General features: G+C 66.2%; 22 protein-coding genes. 11 read left to right on the top strand and 11 right to left on the bottom strand.

Annotated features, from left to right (window positions below):
* Window positions 1–3 precede the first annotated feature (3 nt).
* Genes VGV37_RS24065 through VGV37_RS24055 form a run of 3 tightly spaced genes read left to right on the top strand, consistent with a single transcriptional unit; the run spans window position 4 to window position 4,659 of the window.
* Complete coding sequence (locus VGV37_RS24065) at window positions 4–1,344, top strand: DUF1329 domain-containing protein (RefSeq protein WP_326882326.1); 1,341 nt, start codon at window positions 4–6, stop codon at window positions 1,342–1,344.
* Window positions 1,334–2,314 (top strand): WD40/YVTN/BNR-like repeat-containing protein, encoded by a 981-nt coding sequence (locus VGV37_RS24060; protein ID WP_326882325.1) that lies wholly within the window; start codon window positions 1,334–1,336, stop codon window positions 2,312–2,314. Before VGV37_RS24065 ends, VGV37_RS24060 begins: the two co-directional genes overlap by 11 nt.
* On the top strand, window positions 2,314–4,659 hold the full coding sequence (locus tag VGV37_RS24055) for an efflux RND transporter permease subunit (protein WP_326882380.1): 2,346 nt from the start codon (window positions 2,314–2,316) through the stop codon (window positions 4,657–4,659). Before VGV37_RS24060 ends, VGV37_RS24055 begins: the two co-directional genes overlap by 1 nt.
* Here VGV37_RS24055 and VGV37_RS24050 read toward each other — a convergent pair whose 3' ends face one another.
* On the bottom strand, window positions 4,660–5,742 hold the full coding sequence (locus VGV37_RS24050; protein WP_326882324.1) for a hypothetical protein: 1,083 nt from the start codon (window positions 5,740–5,742) through the stop codon (window positions 4,660–4,662).
* A gap of 151 nt (window positions 5,743–5,893) precedes the next feature.
* Here VGV37_RS24050 and VGV37_RS24045 point away from each other — a divergent pair, with 151 nt between their 5' ends.
* Window positions 5,894–6,937 carry a phytanoyl-CoA dioxygenase family protein gene (locus tag VGV37_RS24045; protein ID WP_326882323.1) on the top strand — a complete coding sequence of 348 codons (1,044 nt, stop codon included), beginning with the start codon at window positions 5,894–5,896 and terminating at the stop codon, window positions 6,935–6,937.
* Window positions 6,938–6,969: 32 nt separating this feature from the next.
* Window positions 6,970–8,184, top strand: a complete 1,215-nt coding sequence (locus VGV37_RS24040) for an acyltransferase (protein WP_326882322.1) — start codon at window positions 6,970–6,972, stop codon at window positions 8,182–8,184.
* 7 nt (window positions 8,185–8,191) lie between these two features.
* On the opposite strand, the gene VGV37_RS24035 is transcribed toward VGV37_RS24040, so the two are convergent.
* Complete coding sequence (locus tag VGV37_RS24035; protein ID WP_326882321.1) at window positions 8,192–9,067, bottom strand: class I SAM-dependent methyltransferase; 876 nt, start codon at window positions 9,065–9,067, stop codon at window positions 8,192–8,194.
* 9 nt (window positions 9,068–9,076) lie between these two features.
* On the bottom strand, window positions 9,077–11,479 hold the full coding sequence (locus VGV37_RS24030; protein ID WP_326882320.1) for a CmcI family methyltransferase: 2,403 nt from the start codon (window positions 11,477–11,479) through the stop codon (window positions 9,077–9,079).
* 306 nt (window positions 11,480–11,785) lie between these two features.
* Between VGV37_RS24030 and VGV37_RS24025 the strand changes: the two genes are divergently transcribed.
* On the top strand, window positions 11,786–13,993 hold the full coding sequence (locus VGV37_RS24025; protein WP_326882319.1) for a glycosyltransferase: 2,208 nt from the start codon (window positions 11,786–11,788) through the stop codon (window positions 13,991–13,993).
* A 9-nt stretch (window positions 13,994–14,002) separates the two neighbouring features.
* On the opposite strand, the gene VGV37_RS24020 is transcribed toward VGV37_RS24025, so the two are convergent.
* Together VGV37_RS24020 and VGV37_RS24015 are read right to left on the bottom strand one after the other, a co-directional pair.
* Window positions 14,003–14,968, bottom strand: coding sequence for a hypothetical protein (locus VGV37_RS24020; RefSeq protein WP_326882318.1), 966 nt, complete (start codon window positions 14,966–14,968; stop codon window positions 14,003–14,005).
* A 287-nt stretch (window positions 14,969–15,255) separates the two neighbouring features.
* The gene (locus tag VGV37_RS24015; protein WP_326882317.1) at window positions 15,256–16,239 is read right to left on the bottom strand and encodes a GDP-mannose 4,6-dehydratase; all 984 of its coding nucleotides are present in this window, start codon (window positions 16,237–16,239) and stop codon (window positions 15,256–15,258) included.
* 255 nt (window positions 16,240–16,494) lie between these two features.
* On the opposite strand from VGV37_RS24015, the gene VGV37_RS24010 reads away from it, so the two are divergent.
* Genes VGV37_RS24010 through VGV37_RS24000 form a run of 3 tightly spaced genes read left to right on the top strand, consistent with a single transcriptional unit; the run spans window position 16,495 to window position 18,389 of the window.
* Complete coding sequence (locus VGV37_RS24010; protein WP_326882316.1) at window positions 16,495–16,785, top strand: hypothetical protein; 291 nt, start codon at window positions 16,495–16,497, stop codon at window positions 16,783–16,785.
* Window positions 16,782–17,630 (top strand): ABC transporter permease, encoded by an 849-nt coding sequence (locus VGV37_RS24005; protein ID WP_326882315.1) that lies wholly within the window; start codon window positions 16,782–16,784, stop codon window positions 17,628–17,630. The genes VGV37_RS24010 and VGV37_RS24005 overlap by 4 nt, the downstream gene beginning before the upstream one ends.
* 6 nt (window positions 17,631–17,636) lie before the next feature.
* Entirely contained in the window at window positions 17,637–18,389 is a 753-nt protein-coding gene (locus VGV37_RS24000; protein ID WP_326882314.1) for an ABC transporter ATP-binding protein, read from the top strand.
* Window positions 18,390–18,425: 36 nt separating this feature from the next.
* On the opposite strand, the gene VGV37_RS23995 is transcribed toward VGV37_RS24000, so the two are convergent.
* The 3 genes from VGV37_RS23995 to VGV37_RS23985 form a co-directional block, all read right to left on the bottom strand.
* Window positions 18,426–19,199, bottom strand: a complete 774-nt coding sequence (locus tag VGV37_RS23995; protein ID WP_326882313.1) for a SapC family protein — start codon at window positions 19,197–19,199, stop codon at window positions 18,426–18,428.
* 73 nt (window positions 19,200–19,272) lie between these two features.
* Window positions 19,273–19,875: a gamma-glutamylcyclotransferase gene (locus VGV37_RS23990; protein WP_326882312.1), complete on the bottom strand. Its 603-nt coding sequence runs from the start codon at window positions 19,873–19,875 to the stop codon at window positions 19,273–19,275.
* Window positions 19,875–20,777: a DMT family transporter gene (locus VGV37_RS23985; RefSeq protein ID WP_326882311.1), complete on the bottom strand. Its 903-nt coding sequence runs from the start codon at window positions 20,775–20,777 to the stop codon at window positions 19,875–19,877. The genes VGV37_RS23990 and VGV37_RS23985 overlap by 1 nt, the downstream gene beginning before the upstream one ends.
* A 202-nt stretch (window positions 20,778–20,979) precedes the next feature.
* Between VGV37_RS23985 and VGV37_RS23980 the strand changes: the two genes are divergently transcribed.
* Window positions 20,980–22,119: a patatin-like phospholipase family protein gene (locus VGV37_RS23980; protein ID WP_326882310.1), complete on the top strand. Its 1,140-nt coding sequence runs from the start codon at window positions 20,980–20,982 to the stop codon at window positions 22,117–22,119.
* 93 nt (window positions 22,120–22,212) lie between these two features.
* Window positions 22,213–23,223, top strand: a complete 1,011-nt coding sequence (locus tag VGV37_RS23975; protein WP_326882309.1) for a DUF2125 domain-containing protein — start codon at window positions 22,213–22,215, stop codon at window positions 23,221–23,223.
* A 12-nt stretch (window positions 23,224–23,235) separates the two neighbouring features.
* On the opposite strand, the gene VGV37_RS23970 is transcribed toward VGV37_RS23975, so the two are convergent.
* Genes VGV37_RS23970 through VGV37_RS23960 form a run of 3 tightly spaced genes read right to left on the bottom strand, consistent with a single transcriptional unit; the run spans window position 23,236 to window position 26,124 of the window.
* Window positions 23,236–24,120, bottom strand: a complete 885-nt coding sequence (locus tag VGV37_RS23970; protein ID WP_326882308.1) for a prephenate/arogenate dehydrogenase family protein — start codon at window positions 24,118–24,120, stop codon at window positions 23,236–23,238.
* Window positions 24,117–25,211, bottom strand: coding sequence for a histidinol-phosphate transaminase (gene hisC, locus VGV37_RS23965; protein WP_414638089.1), 1,095 nt, complete (start codon window positions 25,209–25,211; stop codon window positions 24,117–24,119). Before hisC ends, VGV37_RS23970 begins: the two co-directional genes overlap by 4 nt.
* 58 nt (window positions 25,212–25,269) lie before the next feature.
* Window positions 25,270–26,124 (bottom strand): chorismate mutase, encoded by an 855-nt coding sequence (locus VGV37_RS23960; protein WP_326882306.1) that lies wholly within the window; start codon window positions 26,122–26,124, stop codon window positions 25,270–25,272.
* Between the last annotated feature and the right edge of the window lie 213 nt (window positions 26,125–26,337).

Below are 26,337 nucleotides of genomic sequence, written 5' to 3'. Positions count from 1 at the left end.
TCGATGACCTGGGCTTTGAAGACCTACCGTACGGCATTGCTGGCGTCGGCGCTGTTCATCGCCGCGCCGGCGATGGCGCAGACTGCCGCCGATCTCGGCAAGACGCTGACGCCGATGGGCGCCATCAAGGCGGGCAACGCCGACAAGACGATCCCGGCCTATGAGGGTGGCATCGCAACGCCGCCGGCCGGCTACAAGCCGGGCGACCATCTGGCCGATCCGTTCGCGGCCGAGAAGCCGCTTGCCAAGATCAACGCCGCCAACATGGCGCAATATGCCGACAAGCTGACCGAAGGCCAGAAGGCGATGCTGGCGCGCTATCCGGACTTCTTCCTGAACGTCTACCCGACCCACCGCACGGCGGCGATGCCGAAGGTGATCGAGGACGCGGCCATTGCGAACGCGTCCAGCGCCAAGCTGACGCCCGATGGCAATGGCGTCGAAGGGGCGAAGCGCGGCGTGCCCTTCCCGATCCCCAAGAGCGGGCTCGAGGCGATCTGGAACCATCTGCTGCACTTCACGGGCTTCGCCTCGCACCGCACGGTCCTGCAGGTCAACCCGACCGAGGGCGGCGATTACACGCCGATCACCATCGAGGAAAAGATCCTGTCCGCCTATGCCTCGGGTCTGGATACCGGCAATATCCAGACCTTCTTCGAACAGGCGGTGACCGGTCCGGCCCGCCTCGCCGGCGAAGTGCTGCTGGTCCATGACACCATCAACCAGGTCGCCGAGCCGCGCCAGGCCTGGACCTACAATCCCGGTCAGCGCCGGGTCCGTCGCGCGCCCAACGTTGCCTACGACAATCCCGGCACGGCATCGGACGGCTTGCGGACCAACGACCAGTTCGGTTTGTTCAACGGCTCGCCCGACCGCTACGACTGGAAGCTGATCGGCCGCAAGGAACTCTACGTTCCCTACAATGACTACAAGCTCGCCTCGGACACGACGAAGAGCGCCGATGCGATCAAGCCGAAGTTTCTCAATCCCGACCTGCTGCGCTTCGAACTGCATCGTGTCTGGGTCGTGGAAGCGACCTTGAAGCCTGGTGTCAGTCACCTCTACGCCAAACGCGTGTTCTATCTCGACGAGGATACCTGGCGAGCCGTCACGTCCGACAGCTACGACCAGCGCGGCCAGCTGTGGCGCGTCGGTGACAGCTACGGCATCGAGTACTGGCAAGTCCCGGCCTCCGATAGTGCCGTCGATTCGATCTACGATCTCCAGTCCGGCCGATATACCGCCATCGGCTTCAATAACGAATCTGCCCCGATCGATTTTTCCGTCAAATACACTCCGGAAGATTTCACTCCGGAAACGCTCAGGAATGCTGGTGTTCGCTAATCTTTTCAAAGGGGCGTCACTGGTTGCGGTACTCCTCCTCGGTTGCGGCGCTGCCGCGGCCGAGGATCATCCGCCAATTCCGGCGGAAATCGTGCCGCTCGCCGCCCAGAGCCTGCTGCTGGGCGTCGCCCGTGCCGGCTCGGCCCTGGTCGCGGTCGGCGAGCACGGTATCATCCTGCTTTCTCACGACGACGGCACGAGCTGGGTTCAGCAGCCCAGCCCGGTCGACGTGTTGCTGACCGCCGTCAGCTTTGCGGGCGACAAGCACGGTCTCGTGGTCGGTCATGACGGCACGGTGCTCCGGACCAACGACGGCGGCCAGCATTGGCAATTGATCGAACGCGACCTCGATGCCGGACCATTGCTGACCGTGGCGCTGGCGTCCGACGGGCTTCACGGCGTCGCCGGGGGTGCCTATGGACTGCTGCTGGTGACTGCGGATGGCGGGGCGAGTTGGCAGCCGGCCAAGCTGCCCGACGCGGACGATGACGGCGCCGATTCCCATCTCTATGCGGCCGCGATTGCAGCGGCAGACCGTTGGGTCGTGGTCGGGGAGGCGGGCCGCATCCTCGTCAGCGGTGACCAGGGCACGACCTGGCGGGTCGTGAAGGCGTCCTATGCCGGATCCTTCTTCGGGATCACGGCCAAATCGGCCGACGATTGGCTGGTTTTCGGATTGGAAGGCAAGATGCTCGAGACGGCGGACGCCGGCGCCACCTGGCGGCCGATCGAGACCGGCCAGAGTTCCGGCCTGACCTCGGCGGCGCTGCTCGAAGACGGCCGCCTGATTGCGGTCGGGCTCAATGGTACGATCCTGGTCGAAGACGGCGCGGGCGGCCATTTCCTGCCGCGGCATCTGAAGACGCCGACGGCGCTGACCGCCGTGCTACCGGTCGACGGTGTCGCGGTGCTGCTGGGCGAGCGGGGCGCGAGCCGGCTCGACGCGGCGACGCTGCGGGCCGCACCGTGATGGCCAGGGCCTTCATTCCCCGCCTGGGCGACGCGTTGTTCGCCTATCGCCGGACCCTGCTGATCCTGTTCGCGCTCGTGACCCTCGGCCTCGGCTGGGCCGCGTCGGGGCTCCGGATCGACGCGTCGTTCGACAAGACGCTGCCGCAATCCCATCCCTACATGGCGACCTTCAAGCAGTATCAACAGCAGTTCGGCGGCGCCAACCGCATCCTGATCGCGCTGCATTCGAAAAGCGGCTCGATCCTCACGCCCGAATTCCTCGACGTGCTGAAGAAGGCGACCGAGGAGACCTATTTCGTGCCCGGCGTCGACCGGTCGCGGGTCACCTCGATCTTCACGCCGAACGTCCGCTTCATCGAGATCGTGCGCGACGGTTTCGCCGGCGGCAACGTCGTGTCGGGCACGTTCAAGGCCACCCCCGAAGGCATCGAGGAGGTCCGCAAGAACATCCTGAAGTCGGGCCAATTGGGCCGGTTGGTTTCGGCCGATTTCTCGAGCGCCATGATCTCGGCCGAGCTGGTCGAGCGCGACCCGGCGACGGGCGAGCGGCCGGACGTGTTCAAGGTCGCGGCCGAGCTCGAGAAGAACCTGCGCGGCAAATACGACGGGCCCGTTGCAGACGTCCATATCCTGGGCTTTCCCAAGGTTATGGGCGACATTGCGGATGCGGCCGGCGGCGTGCTGAAGTTCTTCGGCCTGGCCTTCCTCATCACCGCCGGCATCGTGACGCTCTATGGCCGGTCCCTGGCACTGACCGTGACCCTGCTCGGCGTCTCGGTCGTCACCGTGATCTGGCAGCTGGGGCTGCTCGTCCTGCTGGGTTTCGGCATCGACCCGCTGTCGATCCTGGTGCCGTTCCTGGTCTTCGCCATCGCGATCAGCCATGGCGTGCAGAACATCGGCACCTTGACCCAGGAAATGGCGAAGGGCCATGGCGTCAAGGCGGCGAGCCTCGCCGGGTTCAACCGGCTGCTGATCCCCGGGGTGGGCGCGCTGGTGGCCGATGCGCTGGGTTTCCTCACCATCACGCTCATCGACGTGCCGTCGATCCGTGAGCTGTCGATCGCGGCCAGTCTCGGCATGGTGCTGATCATCGTCACCCACCTGTTCATGTTGCCGCTGCTCATGAGCCTGCTGCCGCTCGGACCCGAATACAGCCAGCGCATGGCGAAGACCTATGGGCGGCTCGACGGCGTCTGGCGCGCGATCGCCGTGCTGGCGACCCCCAAGGGCGCCATTCCGGCGGTGGCGATCGCCGTGGCCGTGTTCGGCTTCGCCTCGATCGAGGCCAAGCACCGCGCGGTCGGCGACCTCGACGCCGGGGTGCCGGAGCTGTGGGGCGACAGCCGCTACAACAAGGACGCAGCCTTCATCACGCGGACCTTCGCCATCGGCGTCGACATCATCCAGGTCATCGCCGAAGGGCCGAAGAACGGCTGCGTCGACCATGACGTGGTCGAGACGATCGACCGCTTCGACTGGCACATGCGGAACGTTGCCGGCGTGCGCTCGACCCTGTCGCTGCCGACCGCCATGAAGATCGTCAATGCCGGATGGAACGAAGGCAATCCGAAATGGCGCGAGCTGCCGCGCGACAGCCGGGTGCTGGTGCGCGCCTCGGCGCCGATCGAGACCTCGACCGGCCTCCTGAACGACGATTGCTCGGTCATGCCGATCATCATGTTCACGGTCGACCATAAATCCCAGACGATCGACCGGGTAACCACCGAGGCGGAGGCCTGGTTCAAGGCGCATCCGTCGCCCAAGGTCACGTTCCGGCTGGCGACCGGCAACGTCGGCGTGATGGCGGCAACCAACCAGACGGTGCGTGCGGCCGAGACGCCGATGCTGCTCTACGTCTACGGCGTCGTGCTGGCGGCTTGCCTGGTGATGTTCCGCGGGCTGGCACCGTCGATCTGCGTGATCATCCCGCTCGTGCTCGTCTCGGTGCTGACCGACGCGATCATGGCCATGCTGGGCATCGGCCTGAAGACCTCGACCCTGCCGGTCGCGGCGCTCGGAGTCGGCATCGGCGTCGACTATGGCATGTACATGTTCAGCCGGCTCAATTCCCACCTGGGCGGCGGCCGCAGCTTCGCCGAGGCCTATTTGCAGACGCTGCGCGAGACCGGCAGCTCGATCCTGCTGACCGGGCTGACGCTCGCGGCCGGCACCTGCACCTGGATCCTGTCCGGCCTGCGCTTCCAGGCCGACATGGGCCTGCTGCTGACCTTCGTCTTCGTGGCGAACATGCTGGGGGCGGTGCTGCTGTCACCGGCGATCGCCGGTCTGATCGATCGCGTGCGACCGTTCCATCGGGTCGAGGGTGTGATCGGGCACTGACTAGCCGTCGAACGACAGCAATCCGCGGGACCGGGCAGCGGCGGCTGCTTCCGGGTATCGTCGGATGAAATCGGGCGCGCTTACGCGATCTGCGAAGGCTTGGCGGATCTCCGGCGGGATCCGGCCGAACGCGGGCAGGAACGGCCGGTCCGGCACAGTACCTGTGTCCTGCGGAATGAAGGTAAATCCGGTCCGTCGGCCGATCGCTTCGATGTCGCGATTATAGAGCGCCGCGAGTTCCTTGGCCTGGGCCGGTGTCAGGTATTGCACTTTCGGATCGAACGCCGGCCGTGCCGTCAGGCAATCCTCGAACACTTGGCGCAGCGGTTGGGCGATGGCCCAACCGGCTTCGCTCCAAGGCTCCTCCAGGTTCCGGACGATCAGCGCGCGCAGCAACTCGATCGTCGACCAATGGGGCGCCTGGTTGCTGGCGGGCGCCGACTTGCCCAGCCTGGGATCCAGGCCCATGGCGGCGAGGCAGTCTGGAACGAGCCCAGCCCAGCCCGCTCCCCGGCCATCGATCGAGCGGACGCGGACCCGGTCCCAGCCCAGGCCCTCGCCCCAGGCTTCCAGGTAGGGCCATGCCGAGATGCGCGGACGGACCCAATCGAAATAGCTGTCGAAATCGCGCAGGCTCTCGCCGTTGCGCACGTCCTGGGCATAGCTCGAGCAGGTCCAGGCGTCGTAGGGCCGGATATAGGCGATGACCCGCACGTCCAGCCCCTTGAGCCCGGCGACCATGCTCTCGGTATATTCGCGCGGCCAGCCGAACATGAATTCGTTGGAAACCAGGATGGCCGCATCGGGATGGGCGCGCGCAAAGGCCGCGAGCTCGTCCTGGTGGCCGAAGCCCACGATGCCGGGTACGCTGTCCTTCATGTGCCCGAACAGGGCGTAGCGTACGCCGCCTGCTGCCAACGCCGCGCGATGGTCGCGGAAGAAGTCCTGCAACGTAGTCGAGCCGACCTTGTTGCGGCCGATGTGCAGATAGATCCTCGCCGCCGCCGGTGGCCGCCCGACGATGCGGCGACCCCAAGCAGCGGCGCGGGCGAGGGCGCCATTCGCGCGATATGCGAGACTCACGCTTGTTGTCCTATCGGGCGTCGATCCGGCCCATTCTAGAAAGGCGATCGGGCGGTGGCCAGGAGATCCGCAGCGCTTTGCGCTTGACTATCCCGGCCGCGGCTCCAGCATGTCCCTCGTATTTTCGCATCCGGCAGGAGCAGGCCCGGCAATGTCGCTTTCCCCGATCGACACGACATCGACCGACGTGTCGGTCATCCTCGATCAGGCCCGGTCGATGGTGGCAGAAGGCGCGATCCTGCGGGCGGTGGACTGGGTGACGAAGGCCAATCGCACCTTGCGGGCACCGGAACTGGAACGCCAGCTCGTCACCTGGCGAACCGCGGCTTTCGCGGCGCTCGATGCCGCGCGCCCGCGCGTGGTTTGGCCCCCCGAATATGCCGATCCCTTTCCCGGTCATCCAGGCCTGCCGCAGGTCGAGGCCGAGGCGCTGACGGCCGAGATCCTGGGTGGCGCCATCCTGCACCATGGCGCCCTCTGGGTGCGCGGGCTGGCCTCGGCGGGCGAGGCCGAACGGTTGCGTCAGGACATCGACCGGGCGTTTGCGGCACGCGATGCCTTCCATGCCGGGGCTCCGCTCGACGAGACGAACCCCTGGTACGCCCAGGCGGTCACCGAGGAAACGCTCGCATCGCGCCGCGGTTGGGTCGAAAGCGGCGGCGGTGCCTGGACGGCGGATTCGCCCCGGGTGCTGTTCGATCTGGTCGAGCTGTTCAACGGCAAGGGCATTGTCGACGTGATCGCGGGCGTGCTCGGCGAACGGCCGGCCCTGTCGATCGGAAAATCCACTCTGCGCCGCGTCCCGTGTACGACGAATACCGACTGGCATCAGGATGGCTCGTTTCTCGGACCGTCGGTGCGGACGGTCAATGTCTGGCTCAGCCTGTCCGATTGCGGCGAGGATGCGCCGGGGCTGGATGTCGTGGCCCGGCGATTGCCCTATGTCGTGCAATGCGGATCCCACGGCGCCTATTTCGACTGGTCGGTCGGGCCGGGCATGGTCGGGATCCTGGAACAGGGCGGGGCCGAGGTCGTCAGCCCGGTGTTTGCCGCCGGCGACGCCCTGTTGTTCGATCAACTGATGCTGCATCGGACCGGCGTCCGTCCCGGCATGACCAAGAGCCGCTGGGCCGTCGAAAGCTGGTTCTTCGCGCCGTCCAGCTTTCCGATGGAACAGGCGCCGATCGTCGTTTGATCGAGCAAATGGAAAGGACTAGGATAACGCGGATGCACGCGAGCCGTCGAATTTCCGATATCGAATGCCTGCGCGGCGTCGCTGTGATCTTCGTCATTCTCTTCCATGCGCGGAACAGCTTGTTCCCGTGGAAGATTCCGGCCTGGGATCACATCTTCGACAATTATTTCAGCCTGTGGCCGGGCGTGGATCTGTTCTTCGCGATTTCCGGCTTCGTGATCGCCCGCACCCTGTTGCCGAGCCTGCGTCAATGCGAAAGCTCGCTGGAATTCGTCCGCGCCGTGCTGGTCTTCTGGGTGCGTCGGGTCTGGCGGCTGCTGCCGTCGGCCTGGCTATGGCTGCTCATCATGTTGGCGGGGTCTGCGGCTTTCAACCGATCGGGCGTGTTCGACACGTTCCATGCCAATTTCGAATCGACCATTGCCGGCATGCTGAGCATCGCGAACGTCCGGTTCGCCGCCGGCTTCAAGCAGTTCGGCTATGGTGTCAGCACCCACTATTGGAGCCTGTCGCTGGAGGAGCAGTTCTACCTGGTCCTGCCGCTCCTGGTCTTCCTGTCGCGCCGCTGGCTGGCCGTTGCGGTGCTGGCGATCACGTTCGGGGTCTTCCTGTTGCCGCAGACCACGCTGCTGATGACCTTCCGCGTCCATGCAATTCTGGTGGGCGTCCTGCTCGCCATTTTCAGCGAGCAGGCGGCTCATGCCCTGTTCGAGCCGGTCGTACTGCGAAGTCATCGCGCTCTCGGCTTGGTCGCTCTCGTGGTGCTTCTGGGCTTCATCAGTTCGCTGGCGGTGTTCGGACAGTTGATCGTATCCCACAACGTCGATGTCATCGCCGTGCTCTGCGGGGCGCTGGTCCTGATCGCGTCCTATGACCGGGATTATCTGTTCCCCTACCCGGTGCTGCAGCGGGTGCTCGGATGGATCGGCAGCCGGTCCTATGCGCTCTATCTGGTCCACCTGTTCGCGTTCGTCGTCACGCGCGAGTTCTGGTTCCGGACGGTGCCTGCCGGGACGGTGTTCACCTCGACCTACACGCTGAGATTCGTCGCGACCGGATTGTTCCTGCTCGTGGCGCTGGCCGAACTCAACTATCGCTTCGTCGAACGGCCTCTGCGCAAATACGGCAAGGATGCAGCCGCCCGGCTGGCGCGGCGGCCGCTGTTCGGGATGCCGGCGGCGACGGGGCAGGATGCGACCGTGTCGGCCGACATGCTCATCGAACGGGAAGCGCCGGCCGCGCCGTAAGGCCGGTTCAGTCGACCGGGCTGGACCGGCGGGCACCGTCCAGTTCCTGCTGCAACTCGACGATCAGCGCGCGGGCGCGCATCAGTGCCTCGGTCTTCCGCGTCAGATTGGCCTGCATCGTCGCAAGCTCGGCCCGTACGGTCATGCCGTCCCGTTCCAGCTGGACGCAGGTCTCCATCAAGGCGGTTCCGGAAAAGAACCCGTCGATGACCGCCTGGAGCGCGGGGGTCATCCGAACGTCCGGCGCCAGGATGCCGAGACCGTTGAAGAATGGCAGCTGGTAGAGCGCCATCGGCACGCCGGAACTGGCCTTGAAGTCCTCGACCGCGGTCAGGACGCCATTGCACGGGCCGCCCTCGTGCAAGGCATTGGCGAAATGGCCGTTGAGGCCGGTATCGATCAGGGCCGATCGACCGGGAAGCATGCCCCGATAGGCATAGGGATGCCGGTCGGCCTCGAGCAGGCTCGTCGGCGCGTAATACATGTCGCGGCGGGCATAGGGCCAGGCGACGTCGTGGAACAGCACGACGGGGGGCGGAGTCCCGGTCTCTGCCGCGCGAATGAAGATCAGGGCCAACTCGTTATAGACCGTGTGCCAATTGTGGTCGCCGTCCAGCAGGACCAGATCGGCCGGTGCCACGAGCGGCAGGGCCTCCACGCTCTTCAGCGGGTGATAGGCGTGCTCTTCGGAATAGGCCGCTCGCACATCGTGCAGCGCCGGGTGCGGTGCCGGATCGATGATGTCGATCCGGCAGCCGGTCTCGCGGCAATAGGCCAGGAGATGGCGTGTGTTCCAGCCGAATTCCGCGCCGACCTCGATGATCCGCCGGGGTGCCAGCGTTTCGACGATCGGCTTGATGTGGCGTGCCCAAAATCGATGCATGTCGTGTTCTCACCGAACGGTCGAAGCGTCGAACGCATCGGCGTCGTGGCTGGTTGAGGCGAAATCTCCGATGCGCTGCAGGAAGCCCAGCGGACAGGTGGTGATCAGATGCGGCGTCCAGGTCTCGTCGATCGCGAACGGCGCTTGCTCGGTGAGGGTGCGTAGGGCTTTCGCGTACCAGTTCTTGGAATAGCCTAGCCAGGGCTGACCGAAGACCGAGCCCAGGAACACCAGGTAGGATCGGGGCGAAACGAAACGCGCGTAGGTCCGCAGTGCCGCGATCGGGAAATGGTCGCCGGCGCTGGGCTGAAACAGCACGAGCACGCGCTCGGCGGCGCCCAGGGCGCGGTCGATGGCGGCGAGCGTCTCGGGGGTGCCCGCCGCGCCGACGATGGGCCGCACGGTCGCGGGGAGGTGCTCCGCCGGCGATACCTCGTCGCCGACGCCGACGATCCGGCTCAGGGGCAGGTCGGCGAGGCGCAGGGCCGCATCGGCCAGATGCAGCACGCCCGGCTCGACATTGACCGTCACGATCCGGTCCGGCCGTTGCTGATGGATGATTTCCTGAATTGCCAGGACGTCGGACGGCGCCAGCGAGAGCTCATGGCCGAGCCATCGGGTCGTGCGGTTCAGCCCGCATTCGGCATAGGTCGAGCGCAGATAGTCGACTGCCATGTCGCCCAGATGGAGCGGCGGCGATCCCGGTCGGACCCGCTCGGTGATCCCCATGCGGGCCGGAGACAGGGGCCGGTGGCGAGCGATGACGCCGGTGATGACGCGATGCTGACCACGGAACCGGATATCCTGCTCCTTCACTCCCGAGAACATCTGCCCTTGGATCTGGGCGTAATTGTTCTCGTACATCCGGACGCGACGGTCTTTCTCGTCCCCGGAAACGTTGGTCGTCGTGCCGCCGTGGAACTGGTGGAACGACGCTTCCCCCAGCAGCGCCACGACCGGCTCGTCGACCGCGGCGACCGCCCGCTTGAACAGATCGAGATTGGCATAGCCGGCGCCGGGCTCGCCGAACGCCTCATTCATGCCGCCGATCCGCTGATAGACCGTGCGCGGCAGGAACAGGCAATTGCTCTCGATGATGCCGTTGAACCAATGGTACGGGCTTTCCCAGACCGGCGTCCCGATCCTGAACAGCCTGTACCCGTCGATCGGCCAGCCGATCTTGTCGAACAGCGTGTCTTCCTGGGACGTCGTATAGCCGACCGACGCCAGCCAGCGCTGGTCGCCGCCGACGAACCATTGCCGCAGCGCGATGACCGCATCCGGCGTCTCTTCGACGGCGTCCCAGACTTCGCGGAAGACCCCCGGAGTCAGCAGATGCGCCCCGTCGATCATGATGGCGACATAGCGCCCTTTGGCCTCCGCCGCGGCCTGGTTGAGCGCGCGACAGGGCGACGGCAGGGTCTCGACCGGTCGGATCAGGCGGAATTCCGGTCCGAAGCTCTCGACCCAGTCGGCTTCGAGCGGTGGCGAGGATCCGTTGTCGATACACAGCACTTCATAGGGCAGGTCGCCGATGCCGCGTTGGTAGTCGCGGGTAAGCGAGGTCAGCGTGCGCGCGGCCTCGCGGCGCATGTTGTAGAAATTCACGATGATCGTGAACAGGGGCTCGGCGGGGGCCGGCCGCCGCAAGGGGCGACTGCGTGCCGCGCGGCTGTCTTCGTCGACATCGGGCCGCGGACGCGGCAGCTCCGGCCCCCGCTCGCGTGCGGGAAATCGCAGCGACAAGGGTTCGGACAGGATCGAGGCATCGCCCAGCCGCAGGTCGATCGTATGCGGTTCGCCGTCCTCGAGCGCCTGCGGGAAGTGCGCATCGAACCCCCAGCGCCCATCGCCCTGGTGCAATTCCTCGAGATCGGTTCGCCAGATGTCGGCGATGAAGCTGCCGACCAGGCGCTCCCCCTCCCACAGGTCGATCTTGACCGGATCGGACGGGTGTTCCGGATGAAATACCCAGCCGAAGATCAGGTCGGGTCCGAAACGGTCGAGATAGCCGGTCACGCCGGCAGCACCACCCAGGCGCGCGGACAGGGGCGTGGCGTCGCGCCCGCCCGGCGGATCGGAAGGCGGCGCCTGAACGGCCTGATCGACGGTGAGTGCGCCGTTGGGCAGAAGATCACCATCTTTTGCCCGGACCATGAGATCGATCTGGCCCGCCGCCTCGAGCGCGAGCGGAATGATAAAGCCGCAGGGGCCTTTCCCGGCGCTGATCAAGTCTGCGCGCATCATGTCGGCGACGCCGCGCCCGACCACGGTATCGCCGATCAGGACCTCGATCTCGACCGGTTGGTCCCGATCCTCCGGTCGCCAGGCCCAGCCTTGGATCTCGCCCTGAAGATAGCCGTCGACCCAGCCTTCCACGCTGTCTGGCGAACCGGCTTTTTTTTCAGTCATCGATCAACACCTGCTGGGCCGTGACGGTGACGGTCCAGGCCGTCCTCTCGCTTGGAACCGGCATAGCACATGGGTGAACGAGCTTCCGCGAAATTCCGGGAAACTGGCCGGCGGTGCCGCCCCTGGCCTGACGCCGACGGCGGAAATATTCGAGACTGGCCGGCGCCTGAGCAACCTCGCAAAACTTCAGCAACTATTCCGTCTCCGGCAGTCTTCGTCCGGTGTCGTCGTTTACGCGAACAAGCGCCCACTCTATACAAGGCGAGACGGGCGGCATGGCGGAGAAGACGACTTATAATGGTATCGATGGAGATTCAGGCTGAGCATTTCGCGCGCCCGGTGCCGCCCGCGAGTGCCGAGCGATCGGTGCTGATCGCCATTCCTTTCTATAAGAACGAGTTGCTGGTCGAATCGGTCGTAGGTTCGCTCATCGCCTGCAGCGCGGATGTCGCCGCGATCCGGGCCGAAGTGATCTTCTATGATGATTCGCCGGACTACCTGCCGCTCGCGGCAGCGCTCGACGCGATGGTGCCGCGGGCAGCGGCGATGTTCCCGTGCCGCCTCGTCCGCAACCCCGTCAACCTCGGTTTCGTGAAGACCATGAATCGGGCGATCGCGGAAGCGGTCGAGCGCCGTTGCGATCTGCTGCTGCTGAATTCCGATACCATCGTCACGCCCGGCGCCTTGACGGAGATGGTCCGGATCGCGGCGTTCGATCCGATGATCGGCTTCGTCAGTCCGCGCTCGAACAACGCCACCCTGACCACGCTGCCGGTTCCGCCTGCCCGACTGGAAGACGCGCCCGATGCTGCCCGCGAGGCCTACGCGGCGCTCGCGGCCCGGCTGCCGGCCTTCAGCTATGCTCCGACCGCTGTCGGGTTCTGCATGTTGGTCCGCTGGGCCATCCTCGCCGAGTTCGGCGGGTTCGACGAAATCTACGGCCATGGTTACAACGAGGAAAACGACCTCGTCATGCGGGCCAGCCGTTGCGGCTATCGCGTTGCCCTGGCGAACAAGGCGTTCGTCTGGCACGAAAGCGAGCGCTCCTTCAGCAGTGCCGGTGTGACCAAAGCCGAGTGGGAGCCGGTCAACCGCGCGATCCTCGACACGCGCTATCCAGAATATGGCGCCTATACCGGCGCGCATTTCCATGCGCCGGAAACGTTGGCCGAAACGCTGCTCGGCACCTTGACGCCGGACCGGGCGGGGCGGCTCGACCTGGCGTTCGATTTCTCCACTTTCGGGCCGCAGCACAATGGAACCTATCAGGCCGGCAAGCAGTTGCTGCAGGCTGCGGTCGCGGCGTGGGCCGATCGGTTCAAGATCCATGTGCTGTGTTCGCAGGAAACCCATGATTTCCACGGCTATGGCGGGCTCGGCGCCGTGCATTGCGATCCTCACGGGCCGGAACGCTTTGCCGTCATCTTCCGGGTCGGCCAGCCGTATGATTGGGAGACCATCCAGCGGCTTGTGATCAAGGGTGCCGTGCTCGGCATCTACATGCTCGACACGATTTCCATCGATTGCACCCAGCTGACGTCGCCCCACCTCTACAATCTCTGGCAATTCGCGCTCACCCATACCGACGTGATGGTGGCGCTGAGCCGGCAGACCAGCGAGCAACTGAGCCACCGCTTCCGGATTCCGGATCATGTCGTCCAGGTCCAGTCGCTGCTGTCCCTGAATGTGGCGGACTATCGCCTGACGGATTGCGCACGTGTTTCCGGACGCCATCCGGGTTCGCCACCGATGCTCCTCGTCATCGGCAACCATTTCCCGCACAAATATACCGCCCCTACGGCGAACGCGCTGGCCGCGGCTTTTCCGGATCGGTCGATCGTGGCACTCGGGCAGATCAAGTCGGTCGCCCATGCCAAGGCCGATCCCCTGGCGCCGCACGGGCTGGACGATCTGGAAAACCTGACCGGTGTCGTCGTGGGAACGCTCAGCGAGGCGGAGCTCGCGGCGTACTATGCCGATGCCGACGCGATCGTCTTCCCGTCCCACTACGAAGGATTCGGGATCCCGGTCCTGAACTCTCTCGCAGCGCGCCGCCCGCTCTATGTGCGTCGACTGCCGGTGTTCGAGGAATTGTGGGACAGCCAGGATCGCACGCCCAACATCCATTTCTACGAAACCACCACCGATCTGATCCAGCAATTGCGGACGATTGCCCGGTGGGACGATTCGGTGCCGTTGCCTGCGCCGGACAACGGGGCCGACCGATCTGCCCGGGAGATCCGCGCCGGGTTGGAAGCGGCCCTTCGGCAAATCGACTATCAGCGCATCGTCGACCGGCTTCGCGCAATCCAGTTTCCGGGGCAGCTCGGGGTCCGAGCGCCTCAGGCGTCCGGGGCGGCGGCGAACACGGCGGCGGCCTTCGCGGCGCATTTCCTGGCCGTCCGGGTCGAGCATGTCGCGCGGATGCTGTTCGATCGACCGCTGCTGTTCGCGGCAGCCCGGCTGGTCGCCCGCATCCTGCGTGCCGGGTTCCGCGCGCTGCGCCGCGTCTGAACGGAGGTCTCAGGACGCGCCGGTCGTCGCAAGATTGCGCAGGCGGGCGGCGGCGGCGCGTCGAAGCCGTCGCAGCAGGGCGTGGGCCAGCGCAGCTGCGCGGGCCTCTCCAGCCTCTTCGGAGGGGGCGGCACTTTGTTCGGCGCGCAACGCCTGGTGCAGAGCGTCGTTGCGATAGGTCGCCTGGACAAGCGCCTGGCGCAGGGCGATGCCGTCGATCTCGAGCGCGACACGCGCTGCCTCGAGTTCGACCGCAAGGGCCATCGCCGATCGTCCGAGCGCAAGGATGGACAGGATCGACTGCAGTGCAGGCTCGGCCGGGCCGCCGGTCGGCCGCAGCAGCGTCAAGCCATGGAACATCGGCAGATGGCTCATCGCGAAGAGGCCCGGCCGATCGCCGAGGAAATCCTCGAGCGCGGTCAGGACGCCGCTCTGGGCTTCGTTCTCCGCTGCCGCGTTGAAGCGATCGCAGAAGATCCCGTGCTGGGCAGACAAAGTGCTGCTACCCGGGACGATGCCGGCCCGCTCGTAGGCTTGGCGAAAATGTTCCGGAATGGCGCTCGGCTCGTCATAGGAATCGCGACGGCCGTAGGGCCAGCCGGTCTGGGTCACCAGGACGGTCGGGAACGGCCGGTTGCCGCCTCGAGCCTGCCGTTCCACGGCGGTCAGCAGACCGTGGACGTTGTACCAGTTGGGATCGTCGTCGATCAGGATCAACTCGGGCGTGGCCAGCAGCGGCACCACGTCCCGTCCGCGGGCCGGATGCACGACGAGGCGATCGCCGGCGTCGCGCCGGGCCGCCGCAACGTCGAAGGCAGGATCGAGGGCGGCGACATGAACCGTGGCACCGATCCGGATGGCCGCTTCGATCAGCTTCCGCGTGGCATGCTCGTCCTTGGCACCGATCTGCAGGATGGTGCGGGGGCGAAGCGCATCGATCACGGGCGCGGTCACGCGGTCCCAGAAATGAATCATCGGGCCGCTCTCATCGTCCGCAGGTGGTGGGAATGGCAGAATGGCATGAAGAAAATACTCGGTGGACGGCATGGGACTGTCAATCGACACGGCTGCCCATCCGCCCCTTCCAAAGAGATATCCGGCTCCGCGACGGGACACATGCCGGGCGGGTGCTTGTCTGGACCCGGCGCCGGCCGCAGGCTTCGCCGACGGCCTGGCAGATCCGACGGAAGTGCGCGCGCGTGCCGGGTCGGTGGCGGTGGGCGCGTTGCTCCACGAGCTGCCTCATCGATGTCGTCCGACGGCTAGCGGATTTGCAGGCTGCGGCGAATGAGCTCTGCCTCGACCAGCTTGTCCACCAGGTCGGGCATTTTCGTCGTCGCGGCCCAGCCGAGCAATCGCTTGGCTTTGGATGGATCGCCAACGCTGCGCGAGATGTCCGACGGGCGCATGAAGGCGGAGTCGCTTTCGACATGCTTGGTCCAGTCGAGGCCGAAACAGCGGAAGGCCGTATCGACGAAATCCTGCAGCTTGTAGGCGACGCCGGTGGCGATGACGAAATCTTCCGGCGTGTCTTGCTTCAGCATCCGCGCCATAGCATCCACATAATCCGGAGCCCAGCCCCAGTCCCGCGTCAGGTCGAGCGCGCCCAGCGTCAGCGTGTCGGTCCGGCGTTCCGCGATGTCGGCCGCGCCCTGGATGATCTTCTGGGTCACGTAACGGGTCGGACGCAGGGGCGACTCGTGATTGAACAACAGGCCCGAGCAGGCGAACAGGTCGTAAGCTTCGCGATAGTTGGCGACGGCCCAGAAAGACGCGGCCTTGCCGACGGCATAGGGGCTGCGCGGGTGAAAAGGGGTTCTCTCGTTGGCCGGCACCTCGGTATTGCCGAAACATTCGCTGGAAGACGCACTGTAGAAACGCGTTTCGAGCCCGAGGAAGCGGATCGCCTCCAGAATGTTGATCGTGCCGTGCATGATGCTGTCGATCGTCTCGACCGGCTGCTGAAACGACAGGCCGACGGAAGATTGTGCCGCGAGATTGAAGATTTCGGACGGACGCACGTTCTGCACCGTCTGCGCAACGCTGCGGAATTCCGACAGCGTCGCGGAATGCAGCCGAACCTGGTCGAGGATGCCGAGGGCGCGCAGACCGGAAAAGGAACTGCCGTCGGCATCGCGGGAGGTGCCGTGAACCTCGTAGCCTTGATCGATGAGCAATTTTGCCAGATAGGCGCCGTCCTGCCCGGAAACGCCGAACGCCAGGGCGGTGCGGGATGCCGGCTTCATGATGGGCGCGCCCGCTCGCCGGGCAGAAACGCGAATCGTTCGATCAATTGTCCTCCCCGCCGGCTGGGCGCCGATCGATCCTCCAGGCGAGCATAGCCGAATTGCGCAGTCGGGAAAGACTTTGACGGTGCATTGCCGCGGGTTGTGCCATGCGACCGCTTGCTGCGGGCATGTCCGGAGCAGCTGGAAAAGACGGGGTCGCTTGCGGATTTTCCCGTTGAGCTTGATTGCGGAAGCCGATGGTGCCGGCGGGCCATGCAGTTGGGCAAACGGGTGATCGCGACCGGATGGTTCGGCAATCTGGATTTCATGAACCGCGACAATTCGATGCTGATCGATTATTCACTGGTGCCGGCCTGCGATCCGCAACAGACCTATGACTATCGTGATATGGATCGGCGGATCCGTCGATCGAACATGCGGCCGGGCGCATCGCCCGACAGTTCAGCCGCGACGTCTGGCCCGGGTTCGGTGGCTGGAGCATCACGAGGAGCGGGCGCGGGGAATATGAGCGGCATGATGATGGTGGAGTGGTTTTGCCGGTGACCGGTTTCGATCTAGCCGATGCGCCGTCCGTACGGCAGGTGTCTCTGGGGCGGCCGCTGCCGCGCGCCACCTTGGCCTTTCGGGATATCGTCAGCGGGTTGGTGCACTGGTGGCTGTGGGGCCTCGTCGCCTGGTGCGACATCAAACAGCGCTATCGGGGTTCCGTACTCGGGCCGTTCTGGCTGACGCTTAGTACCGCCATCATGATCGGCAGCCTGGGGATGCTCTATTCCCGGCTCTTCAAGATGGATATCGAGACCTATCTGCCCTATCTCTCGCTCGGGATCCTGACCTGGGGACTGGTCTCTGCCCTGCTGACGGAATCCTGCACAGCCTTCATCGCGGCTGAGCACGTGATCAAGCAGATCCGCATGCCGCTCACCGTTCATCTCTATCGGGTGATCGCGCGCAACCTGATCGTGTTCGGCCATAATCTCGTCGTGTTCCTCGTCGTCGCCGTCTGGTTCCGGGTGACGGTCGACTGGGCCGATCTCATGGTCCTGCCCGGCATGCTGCTGCTGCTGCTCGCGATGGTGCCGGCCGGCCTGATTCTGGCGGCGGTCTGTGCGCGCTTCCGCGACGTGCCGCCAGTCGTCGCCAGTCTGCTGCAGGTCATTTTCTTCATGACACCGATCATGTGGCGCCCCGACCTGCTCGGCGAGAACATCGCGCTGGCGCTCTACAATCCGTTCAATTGCTTCATCGATCTCGTCCGCGCGCCATTGCTGGGCGAATGGGCGTCGGGAACCTCCTGGGCCATGGCGCTCGGCGTCACCGCGCTGTCCTGGCTGATCGCCTTTCCGTTCTTTGCCCGCTTCCGCGCGCGCATAGCCTACTGGGTGTAAGGTTTCTTGACTGCGATCCGACTCCGCGACGTCTCCGTCGATTTCCCTGTCTACCAAGGCGGCAGCCGGTCGCTGAAGAAGACCCTGATGCGCGCGGGCGCCGGCGGGCGGATTCTGGCCGACGCCAGCCATCGCCTGGTGGTCCATGCGCTGGACAGCATCAACCTCGATATCGAGGAAGGCGACCGGGTGGCGCTCATCGGTCCGAACGGGGCCGGCAAGACAACGCTGCTGCGCGTGCTGGCCGGCACGTTCGAGCCCAGCGTCGGCCTGGTTCAGGTCGACGGCAAGGTGGCGCCGCTGTTCGATTCGGCGCTGGGCCTCAATCACGACGCCACCGGTTATGAAAACATCATCCTGCGCGGCGTCTACATGGGAATGGCGCCCAAGGAAATGGCCGGCAAGCTCGATGAGATCGCCGCCTTCACGGAACTGGGCGATTATCTGCGCATGCCGATCCGCAGCTATTCATCGGGCATGCTGATGCGGCTCGCGTTCGGCGTCGCGACCTGCGTCCATCCGGAGATTCTGCTGATGGACGAATGGCTGCTGGCCGGCGACGCCTATTTTCTGGAAAAGGCGCGGCACCGGCTGGCGAGCTTCGTGTCGGGATCGAAAATCCTGGTCCTGGCATCCCATTCCGAGCTGATCGTTCGGGAATGGTGCAACAAGGCCTTGTTCCTGGAGCGCGGCCAGGTCCGACTGTTCGGGGCGGTCGACGACGTCCTTGCGGCCTATGCCGAGAGCGCACATGCCTGAAACGGGCCCGTCCCGAACGGGCCTCGTTTCTCGGATCTAGGCTTTCGCGGCCGCTTCGGCGGCGCGGCGCTCGCTCTCCAGGTCGCCGAGCATGGACCAGGAATCCATCGATTGCAGGTACTGGAACATCGGCAGGATCCAGCCCTCCTTGCGCCAGCGCAGGAAGATGTTGTTGGCGGCCTCATCGATCTTCCCCGGCGACAGGGTGAGGAAATTGTCGACCCGGAACTTGCTGCCGTCCTGCAGCGTCAACTCGACACCGCGCGCCTCCACCATCTTGTGCTCCGCCAGCATCTTGCCGAAAGCGATCGTCCGAATCATGCCGGCCCGGAATGTCTGGGTCAGTTCGATGATCCGGTTGAGGACCGGCGTAGGCTTGCCGTCGGCGAACAAGGCTTCGCCCGTATCGCCCAGGCACTTGGCACCCGGATCGACCACGAGCGAGATCTCGTCGGAATCCTTGGAGATCGGCAGCAGGATGAACGGATAGGTGTGGATGGCACCCGGAATATAGGTCCGATTGCGCCACTGGTTGTCGGCACCCACCATCAGGTTGGTGCCTTCGCGCAGTCCCAAGACGGCGAAGGGCATCGGAATGGCGCCGCTGCTGAAGATGATCGGGTATTGCCGGGCAACGTAGCGGAACTCGGAAATCGTGATCGGGACCAGGTGCGCGCGCGCCGCGAACTCGAAACCGCTGTTCGTATCGAGTTTCAGGTTGGCGTGAATCTCCCGGTCGAACGTCATCAGCTTGTTGAAGAACATCGGCCGTGTCGACTGGCCGTCCGTGTTCTGCGTCTGCTCCGTCATCCCTTGGCGTCCCCACCCTGTCCTGCTCCACCCGGCGGGAGCGTGGGGCAGATTGCGCAGACGGCGGTGGCAGTCAACAGGGGAATTGCGGATCGGGCCGGCAAGCGAGGGCGACGACGGCTTCGCCGAGTGCCGTCAGCCCGGGATCCTGGATGCCGAGCTCGGTCAGGCGGGCCAGCGTGCGCGCCAGATAGTCCCGATTCGTGCCGCGCTGGCCCTCTGCCGTGGCGATGCGTCGGGCCGCCTGTTCGACCGAGAGCGCGCCGGCATAGGCCTCGTGCTCCAGGTCGGCGACGAAGGTCAGCGCGCGGATCGTCCGTCCATCGTCCAGCCGTGCGACCACCCGCTGCGGTGCGTAGCCGTCCGCCAGGGTCATCTCGCGACGCCAGAGATAGTCGAGGATCGAGGCCTTGTGCCGCGCTTCCGCCCTGATGGCGAGGCCGCGGCATCGACCGCCCGGCTGCAGCCCGACCACCAGCCCCGGCCGCACCGGCGAGCCGCGATGCCCGTGCGAGCGCACGCAGAAGGCACGGCTGTATCCTTCGATCTCTGCCGGTACGATCGCGTCGTGCGGGAAGCCTGGGTCCCACATCAGCGAGCCGTAGCCGAACACCCATAGATCGCCGTCCGGAACCGGCAAGGCGGGCGGGGCCGCGGCGTGTTCGGACCAGAGCATCAGTCCCGGCCGCTGCTGTTGACCGCCCATACGCCGGCCGCCGCCAGCGCCATGCCGACGAGCGCCAGCGGGCTCAGCCGCTCGCCGAACAGCAGGAAGGCCATGACGGCCGTCACCGCCGGGGTCAGGTAGAACAAGCTCGACACGCGCGAGGCGGCGCCGTGGCGGATCAGATAGAACAGCAGCATGGTGGCGCCGAGCGACAGCACGATCGCCAGCCAAGCCATGGCGAACAGAAAGCGGGGCGACCAGTCGATGACCGCGGACTCGAAGATCAGGGCCGCCGGCACCATGGCCAGGCCGGCGGCAGCGTTCTGGATGACGACGGTCGCCCGCAGGTCGATCCCGGTGCAGAAGCGCTTCTGGTACAGCGTGCCCACGGTGATGCCGATCATCGCGACGATGGTGATGCCCGCGGCCCCCAGCCGATCGCGATCGAACAGCGCCGGGTTGACGACGACCAGCGCCACGCCCACCAGACCCAGGGCCAGGCCGAACCATTGCCGCGGCCGGATCCGTTCGCCCAGCACCAGACCGGCGAGGGCCGCGGTCAGGATCGGTTGCAATCCGACGATCAGCGCCGAGATGCCGGCCGGCACGCCGTGGGCGATGCCGATGAACACGCCGCCCAGGTAGATGAATTGCATCAGCAGCCCGACGATGGCGACGTGCAGCCAGTCGACCAGGCGGCGCGGCCAGCGCGCGCCCAGCAGCACGGCGAGCGGGGCGGTCAGAGCCACCACCAGCACGAACCGGAATCCCAGGAACGTCAACGGGCCAGCATAGGGCAGGCCGAGCTTCGCGCCGATGAAGCCGGTCGACCACAGCAGCACGAACAGGACCGGGGCCGCCCGCTGAAGCGGCGAGACGGGCAGGGCGGTGACGGACTGAGGCACGATCATCGTTCGGTCCCGGAGGGGCAGGGATGGGGAGCTTCGCGCGGCGCGGTCGGCGGCGGCAATCGCCGGGCATGCCGGGCCGCCATGTGCAAGACGCGGGACGGCCGGGGCGATACCGCAAACTTTACTTCTCCCGCCGGCCGCCTTCTGTCCTGATGAAGGCGGCCAGCCGCCCGGTTTCGCGCCACGACCAGGAGACGATCCCATGGCACCGTTCGCCGCACCGCCCCGACCAGCCTCCTACGACAAGAAGGTCGCCCTCGTCCTGCAGGGCGGCGGTGCGCTCGGCAGCTACCAGGCCGGTGTCTACGAGGCGCTCGCGTCCTCCGATTATGCTCCGGACTGGATCGCCGGCATCTCGATCGGCGCAATCAACGCGGCATTGATCGCCGGCAATGCGCCGGAAGACCGGGTCGACCGCCTGCGGGCCTTCTGGAACGAAATCACTTCGCCGCCGCCGCTCTGGCCCGGCCTGCCCAAGGCGCTCGATACGCCCAGCCTCAGCGCCGCCCATGCGGTGCTGTTCGGCCAGCCTGGTTTCTTCGCACCGAAGCCGGTGCTGAGCTGGCTGCTGAATCCGCCGCCGCTCAGCTACTACGATACGACGGCGCTCAAGGGCACGCTCGAGCGTCTGGTCGATTTCGATCGGATCAATGCAGGCGAAGTCCGCTTCAGCGTCGGTGCGGTCAATGTGCGCACCGGCAATTTCGCCTATTTCGACAATGCGGATATCACGATCCGGCCCGAGCACGTCATGGCAAGCGGCGCGCTGCCGCCGGGCTTCCCGCCGGTCGAGATCGACGGCGAGTTCTATTGGGACGGCGGGCTCGTCTCGAACACGCCGCTGCAATACGTCATCGATACCCTGCCGCGGCGCAGCCGTCTGACCTTCCAGGTCGATCTGTTCAATGCGCGCGGGCCGTTGCCGACCGACCTCGATACGGTCGGCGAGCGCGAAAAGGACATCCGCTATTCGAGCCGCACTCGCGCCGGCACCGAAACGGCCCGGACGATGCACGACGTGCGGCACATCATCAACGATCTGCTGGAACAGTTGCCGGAGGTGCGCCAGACGCCCGAGGGCCAGATCCTCTACGAATTCGCCTGCGTCACCACCATGGACATCGTCGAGCTGATCTACCGCCCGACCCACGACCAGGGGTCGGCGAAGGACTATGAATTCGGCCATGCGACCATGCTGGCTCGATGGGCCCAAGGCCTGTCGGATGCGCAGGCGACGCTCTCAGCGTCGCCCTGGCTTGCCCCCATGCCGCCGGAAGTCGGCGTGCGGACCTTCGACGTGCTCGGCGACGCGGCGCCGACGAGGCATGCCCGAACCGCGTGAGACCCCTGGGCGGGGCCGCCGCCGGCGCGACGCCTTGCCCATCGACCCGGCATCCGAACGCGCGTATAACCGCGCGCCATGTTCCGCCCCCGCTTGAATCTGACCACCGGCGTCGCCGTCATCGTCGCGCTTGTGGTCCTCTATTCCACCGCCTGGCTGATGCTTGCCCATCGGGCGCGCAGCCGCGTGGACACCTATATCGCCCGCGAGCGCGACCGAGGGACGAACCTGTCCTATGGAGCAGAGACGACCGGCGGCTTTCCCCTGCGGCTCGAGGTCCGGTTTTCCGATCTCGCGGTAGACGGGTTGCCCCACATGGCCAAGGCCCGCCTGACGGCCCCGACGGCGATCGCATGGGCTCGGCCCTGGCAGCTCGATGCCTGGCGCTTCGCACTGCCCGCGGGCGTTTCGATCGATGCGCCGCAGGGAACCCTCGTGCTGGGCAGCCTCAAGGGCACCCTCGGCACGGTGTTGGGGCCAGGCGCCACACCGGGCGGCCAGCTTGCCGATATCCAGGTCGAGAGTCTGTCGATCACGTCGGGTGACCGGACCGCCAAACTGGCAGCCGCCACCCTGGACCTGCGCCTGCCGCCGACGCCGCCGCATGCGCACGAAGAACCCCTGTTCTCGATCAGTTTACGGGCGCACCAGATCACACTGGCGGCCGGCGTGGTGCCGCTCGGCCAGCAGGTCGACCATCTGAAGCTCGATGCCACATGGCGCGGACCAGTGCCGCCGGGCAAGCTGGCGGACGCGCTGGCGGGCTGGCGGGACGACGGCGGCACCATCGAGCTGCAGAGCGTCGATCTCGCCTGGGGACCCCTCAGCCTCGCGGCGGACGGCACCTTGACCCTCGACAAGGACATGCAGCCGCTGGGTGCGTTCAGCGCCCGCATCATGGGCTACGACGCGATCCTCGATGCGCTGATCGCCAGCGGCGGCATCAAGCAGAACGACGCGGCGCTCGCCCGCATGGGGCTGTCGATGATGGCCCAGCGCGGCGCGGACGGCACACCGCAGCTCAAGACCCCCGTTTCGGTCCAGGCCAACGCGATTTTCCTGGGACCGGCCCGGCTACTCAAGCTGAACCGGATCGACTGGTAAGGCGCCGGCCGTTCAGGCCTGCTTCGCCTCGATCACGCTGCGGCGGACCGCCCGGGCGCGGGTGAAGCGCTCGTGCAGGAAATCGCCCTCGCCCCAGCGGATCGCCCGCTGCAGCGCGAACAGGTCCTCGGTCAGGCGTTGCAGCATTTCCAGCACCGCCTCGCGATTGTTCAGGAAGATGTCGCGCCACATGGTCGGATCGGACGCGGCGATGCGCGTGAAGTCGCGAAAGCCGCTCGCCGAGAACTTGACGACCTCCGACTTGATGTCCTCTTCCAGGTCGACCGCGGTACCGACGATCGTGTAGGCGATCAGGTGCGGCAGGTGCGAGGTGATCGCCAGCACCTTGTCGTGATGATCCGCGTCCATCTCGACCACGTCGCTGCCGATCGCATGCCACAGCGCGTTGACCGCGGCGACGGCGGCCCGGTCGGTCGCCGGTTCCGGGGTCAGGATGCACCAGCGGCCCTCGAACAGGCTCGCGAACCCGGCGCCGGGGCCGGATTTCTCGGTGCCGGCGATCGGGTGGCCGGGCACCAGATGGACATGGGCCGGCAGGACCGGTGCCAGGTCGCGCAGGACCATGCGCTTGACCGAGCCCACATCGCTGACGATCGCCCCTGGCTTCAGGGCCGGCGCGATGGTCCGGCCGATTTCCGCATAGGTGGAGACCGGCGTCGCGAGGATGACGAGGTCCGCATCGGCGACGCCACCCGCCAGATCGCCGCTGATCTGGTCGGCCAGGCCCAGCGTCTCGATCTCGGCCCGGGCGGCCGGGTCGCGGTCGACGGCGACCAAGGTACCGGCCAGCCCGTGCTGCCGGATCGCCCGGCCGAGCGACGAGCCGATCAGGCCGAACCCGATGATCGCGATGCGCTGGAAGGCGGCGGCCGTCACGACTTGCCGAGGAACAGGCTGAGGGCGTCGACCACTGCCTTCATCTCGTCGCCGGTGCCGATGGTGATGCGCAAAGCGTTCGGCAGGCCATAGCCGCCCATCTTGCGGACGAGGATGCCGCGCGACTTCATATATTCCCAGGCGGCATCGGCATCGTGCCCGGCCGCCTCGGGAAATTCCGCCAGCAGGAAATTGCCGACGCTGGGCGTCAGTTTGAGGCCGAGCCTAGTCAGCGCGGCACTGGTCCAAGGCAGCCATTTGTCGTTGTGCGCGCGGCTGCGTTCCGCGAATTCCACATCTTCGAGCGAGGCCACGGCGGCCGCCTGGCCGGCGGCATTAACGTTGAACGGATTGCGGATCCGGTTCAGCACGTCGGCGATGTTGTCCGGGCAATAGGCCCAGCCGACCCGCATGCCGCCCAGCGCGTAGATCTTGGAGAAGGTGCGGATCATCACCGTATTGGTGGTGCGCCGGACCAGTTCGATGCCGGGCTCGTAGTCGTGTTGGCCGACGAATTCGGCATAGGCCGCGTCGATCACCAGTACGACATGGGATGGCAGCCCGGCATGAAGCCGTGCCATCTCGGCTGCGGGAATGTAGGTGCCGGTCGGATTGTTCGGGTTGGCGACGAACACCAGCCTGGTCCGTTCGGTCACCGCGGCCAGCAGGGCGTCGACGTCGGTCGTGAGGTCGGTTTCCGGCGCCGTGACCGGCGTGGCGCCCACGGCTTTGGCCGCGATCGGATACATGAGGAAGCCATGCTGGCTGTACAGCACTTCGTCTCCGGCGCCGGCATAGGCGCGGACCAGCATGGTGATCAGCTCGTCCGACCCGCCGCTGCACACGATCCGCTCCGCCTCGAGCCCGAAGCGGGTGGCGAGGGTGGCACGGAGTTCTGCTGCCCCACCGTCCGGGTAGCGATGGATCTCGCCGGCCAGCGCCTTGTAGGCCTCGATCGCCTTCGGGCTGGGCCCGAGCGCGCCTTCGTTCGAGGCGAGGCGAATGACGCGATTGACGCCGGGCACCTTGGACTCGCCGCCGACATAGGGTGCGATGTCGAGTACGCCGGGGCGGGCGACGGGTTGCAGCAGCTCGGTAGACGAAGTCTCGGAGTTGGTCACGGCGAAAGGCCTCTTCAGACGGGTGGTATCAGGCGCGCGGCGTGGTCACGAACGGCTCGGCATAGCCGCCCAGGTGGGACACGCGGTCGATCGGTTCGCCCAGCTGTGCCGACAAGTCGCTAAGGCGCGCGTCGTCGGGCGCCACGGCGCCATGCAGCTCCGCCAGCGCCAGGCACAGGCCGTCGCTGGTCCAGACCGCCAGCAGGTCGCAGCGGAAGCCGGCGGCGGCGAGGCAGGATTGCAGCCGGGCCCGGCTGATCTGCGCCGGCACCTCGACGACGATGAACGAGCGATCGCAGGTGTTGGGCTCGACCGGCTGGCAGGCGATGGCGACCGCGTCGCGCCCTGCGCGCGCATTGCCGCGGCCGGCGAAGGGCAGGCGGCCGATGATGCGCGGCGCGCCGGTATCGCGGGAGATCAGCTGACGCCACCAGGGATCGGCCTCGTCCTCGGACGGCATGGGCAGTACACCGATCGTGGCCGATCGGTCGGTCACGGCGCGGATCACCTGGCTGATCGTGCTGAACGGCGTCATCGGCACCTGGCTGCCATACTGGTCGCGAGCGATGTCCCAGGCGCCCGGCTGGTCATCCGGGGCATAGACGGCGATGGCGAGCGGCTGCTGCAGCGCGGTGATCGCGGTGATGATCTCGCGCCAGATCCGGTGCACCGCGCCCAGCGGGAACGGTCCGCGATGGCGCGCGGCCAGCCGACGGAAGATCTCGGCCTCGCGGGCCGGCTGGATGACCGGCGCACCGGACCGGTTTTTCCGGCCCCGGATTTCTTCGACCAGGCTGGTGCGTTCGATCAACAGATCGTGCATCTGCTCGTCGATCCGGTCGATCTTCTGTCTCAAGCTGTCGAGGCTGGTCTCTGAGGCCATGATGGGAAAGTCAAACAACCACAGTTTCAACGAAAAGGTTCAAGCGTTTCCACGGTCTCAAACTTCGAGACCTTTGCATGTTGCGCTCGCCCGGGGCCGAGCGACAACCCGAATCGCATCCGGATCCGCCGCGGCGGTCCGAGGGGTCCGCCGCATATAAAGCATTTGACATGTCCCGAGGGGCGGCCGAGATACCATCTGCAATTCAGTCGC

It is taken from the genome of Aliidongia sp., from assembly GCF_035943795.1.
Classification (GTDB): Bacteria; Pseudomonadota; Alphaproteobacteria; order ATCC43930; family CGMCC-115725; genus Aliidongia.
This window is presented reverse-complemented; position numbering and strand designations above follow the sequence as displayed.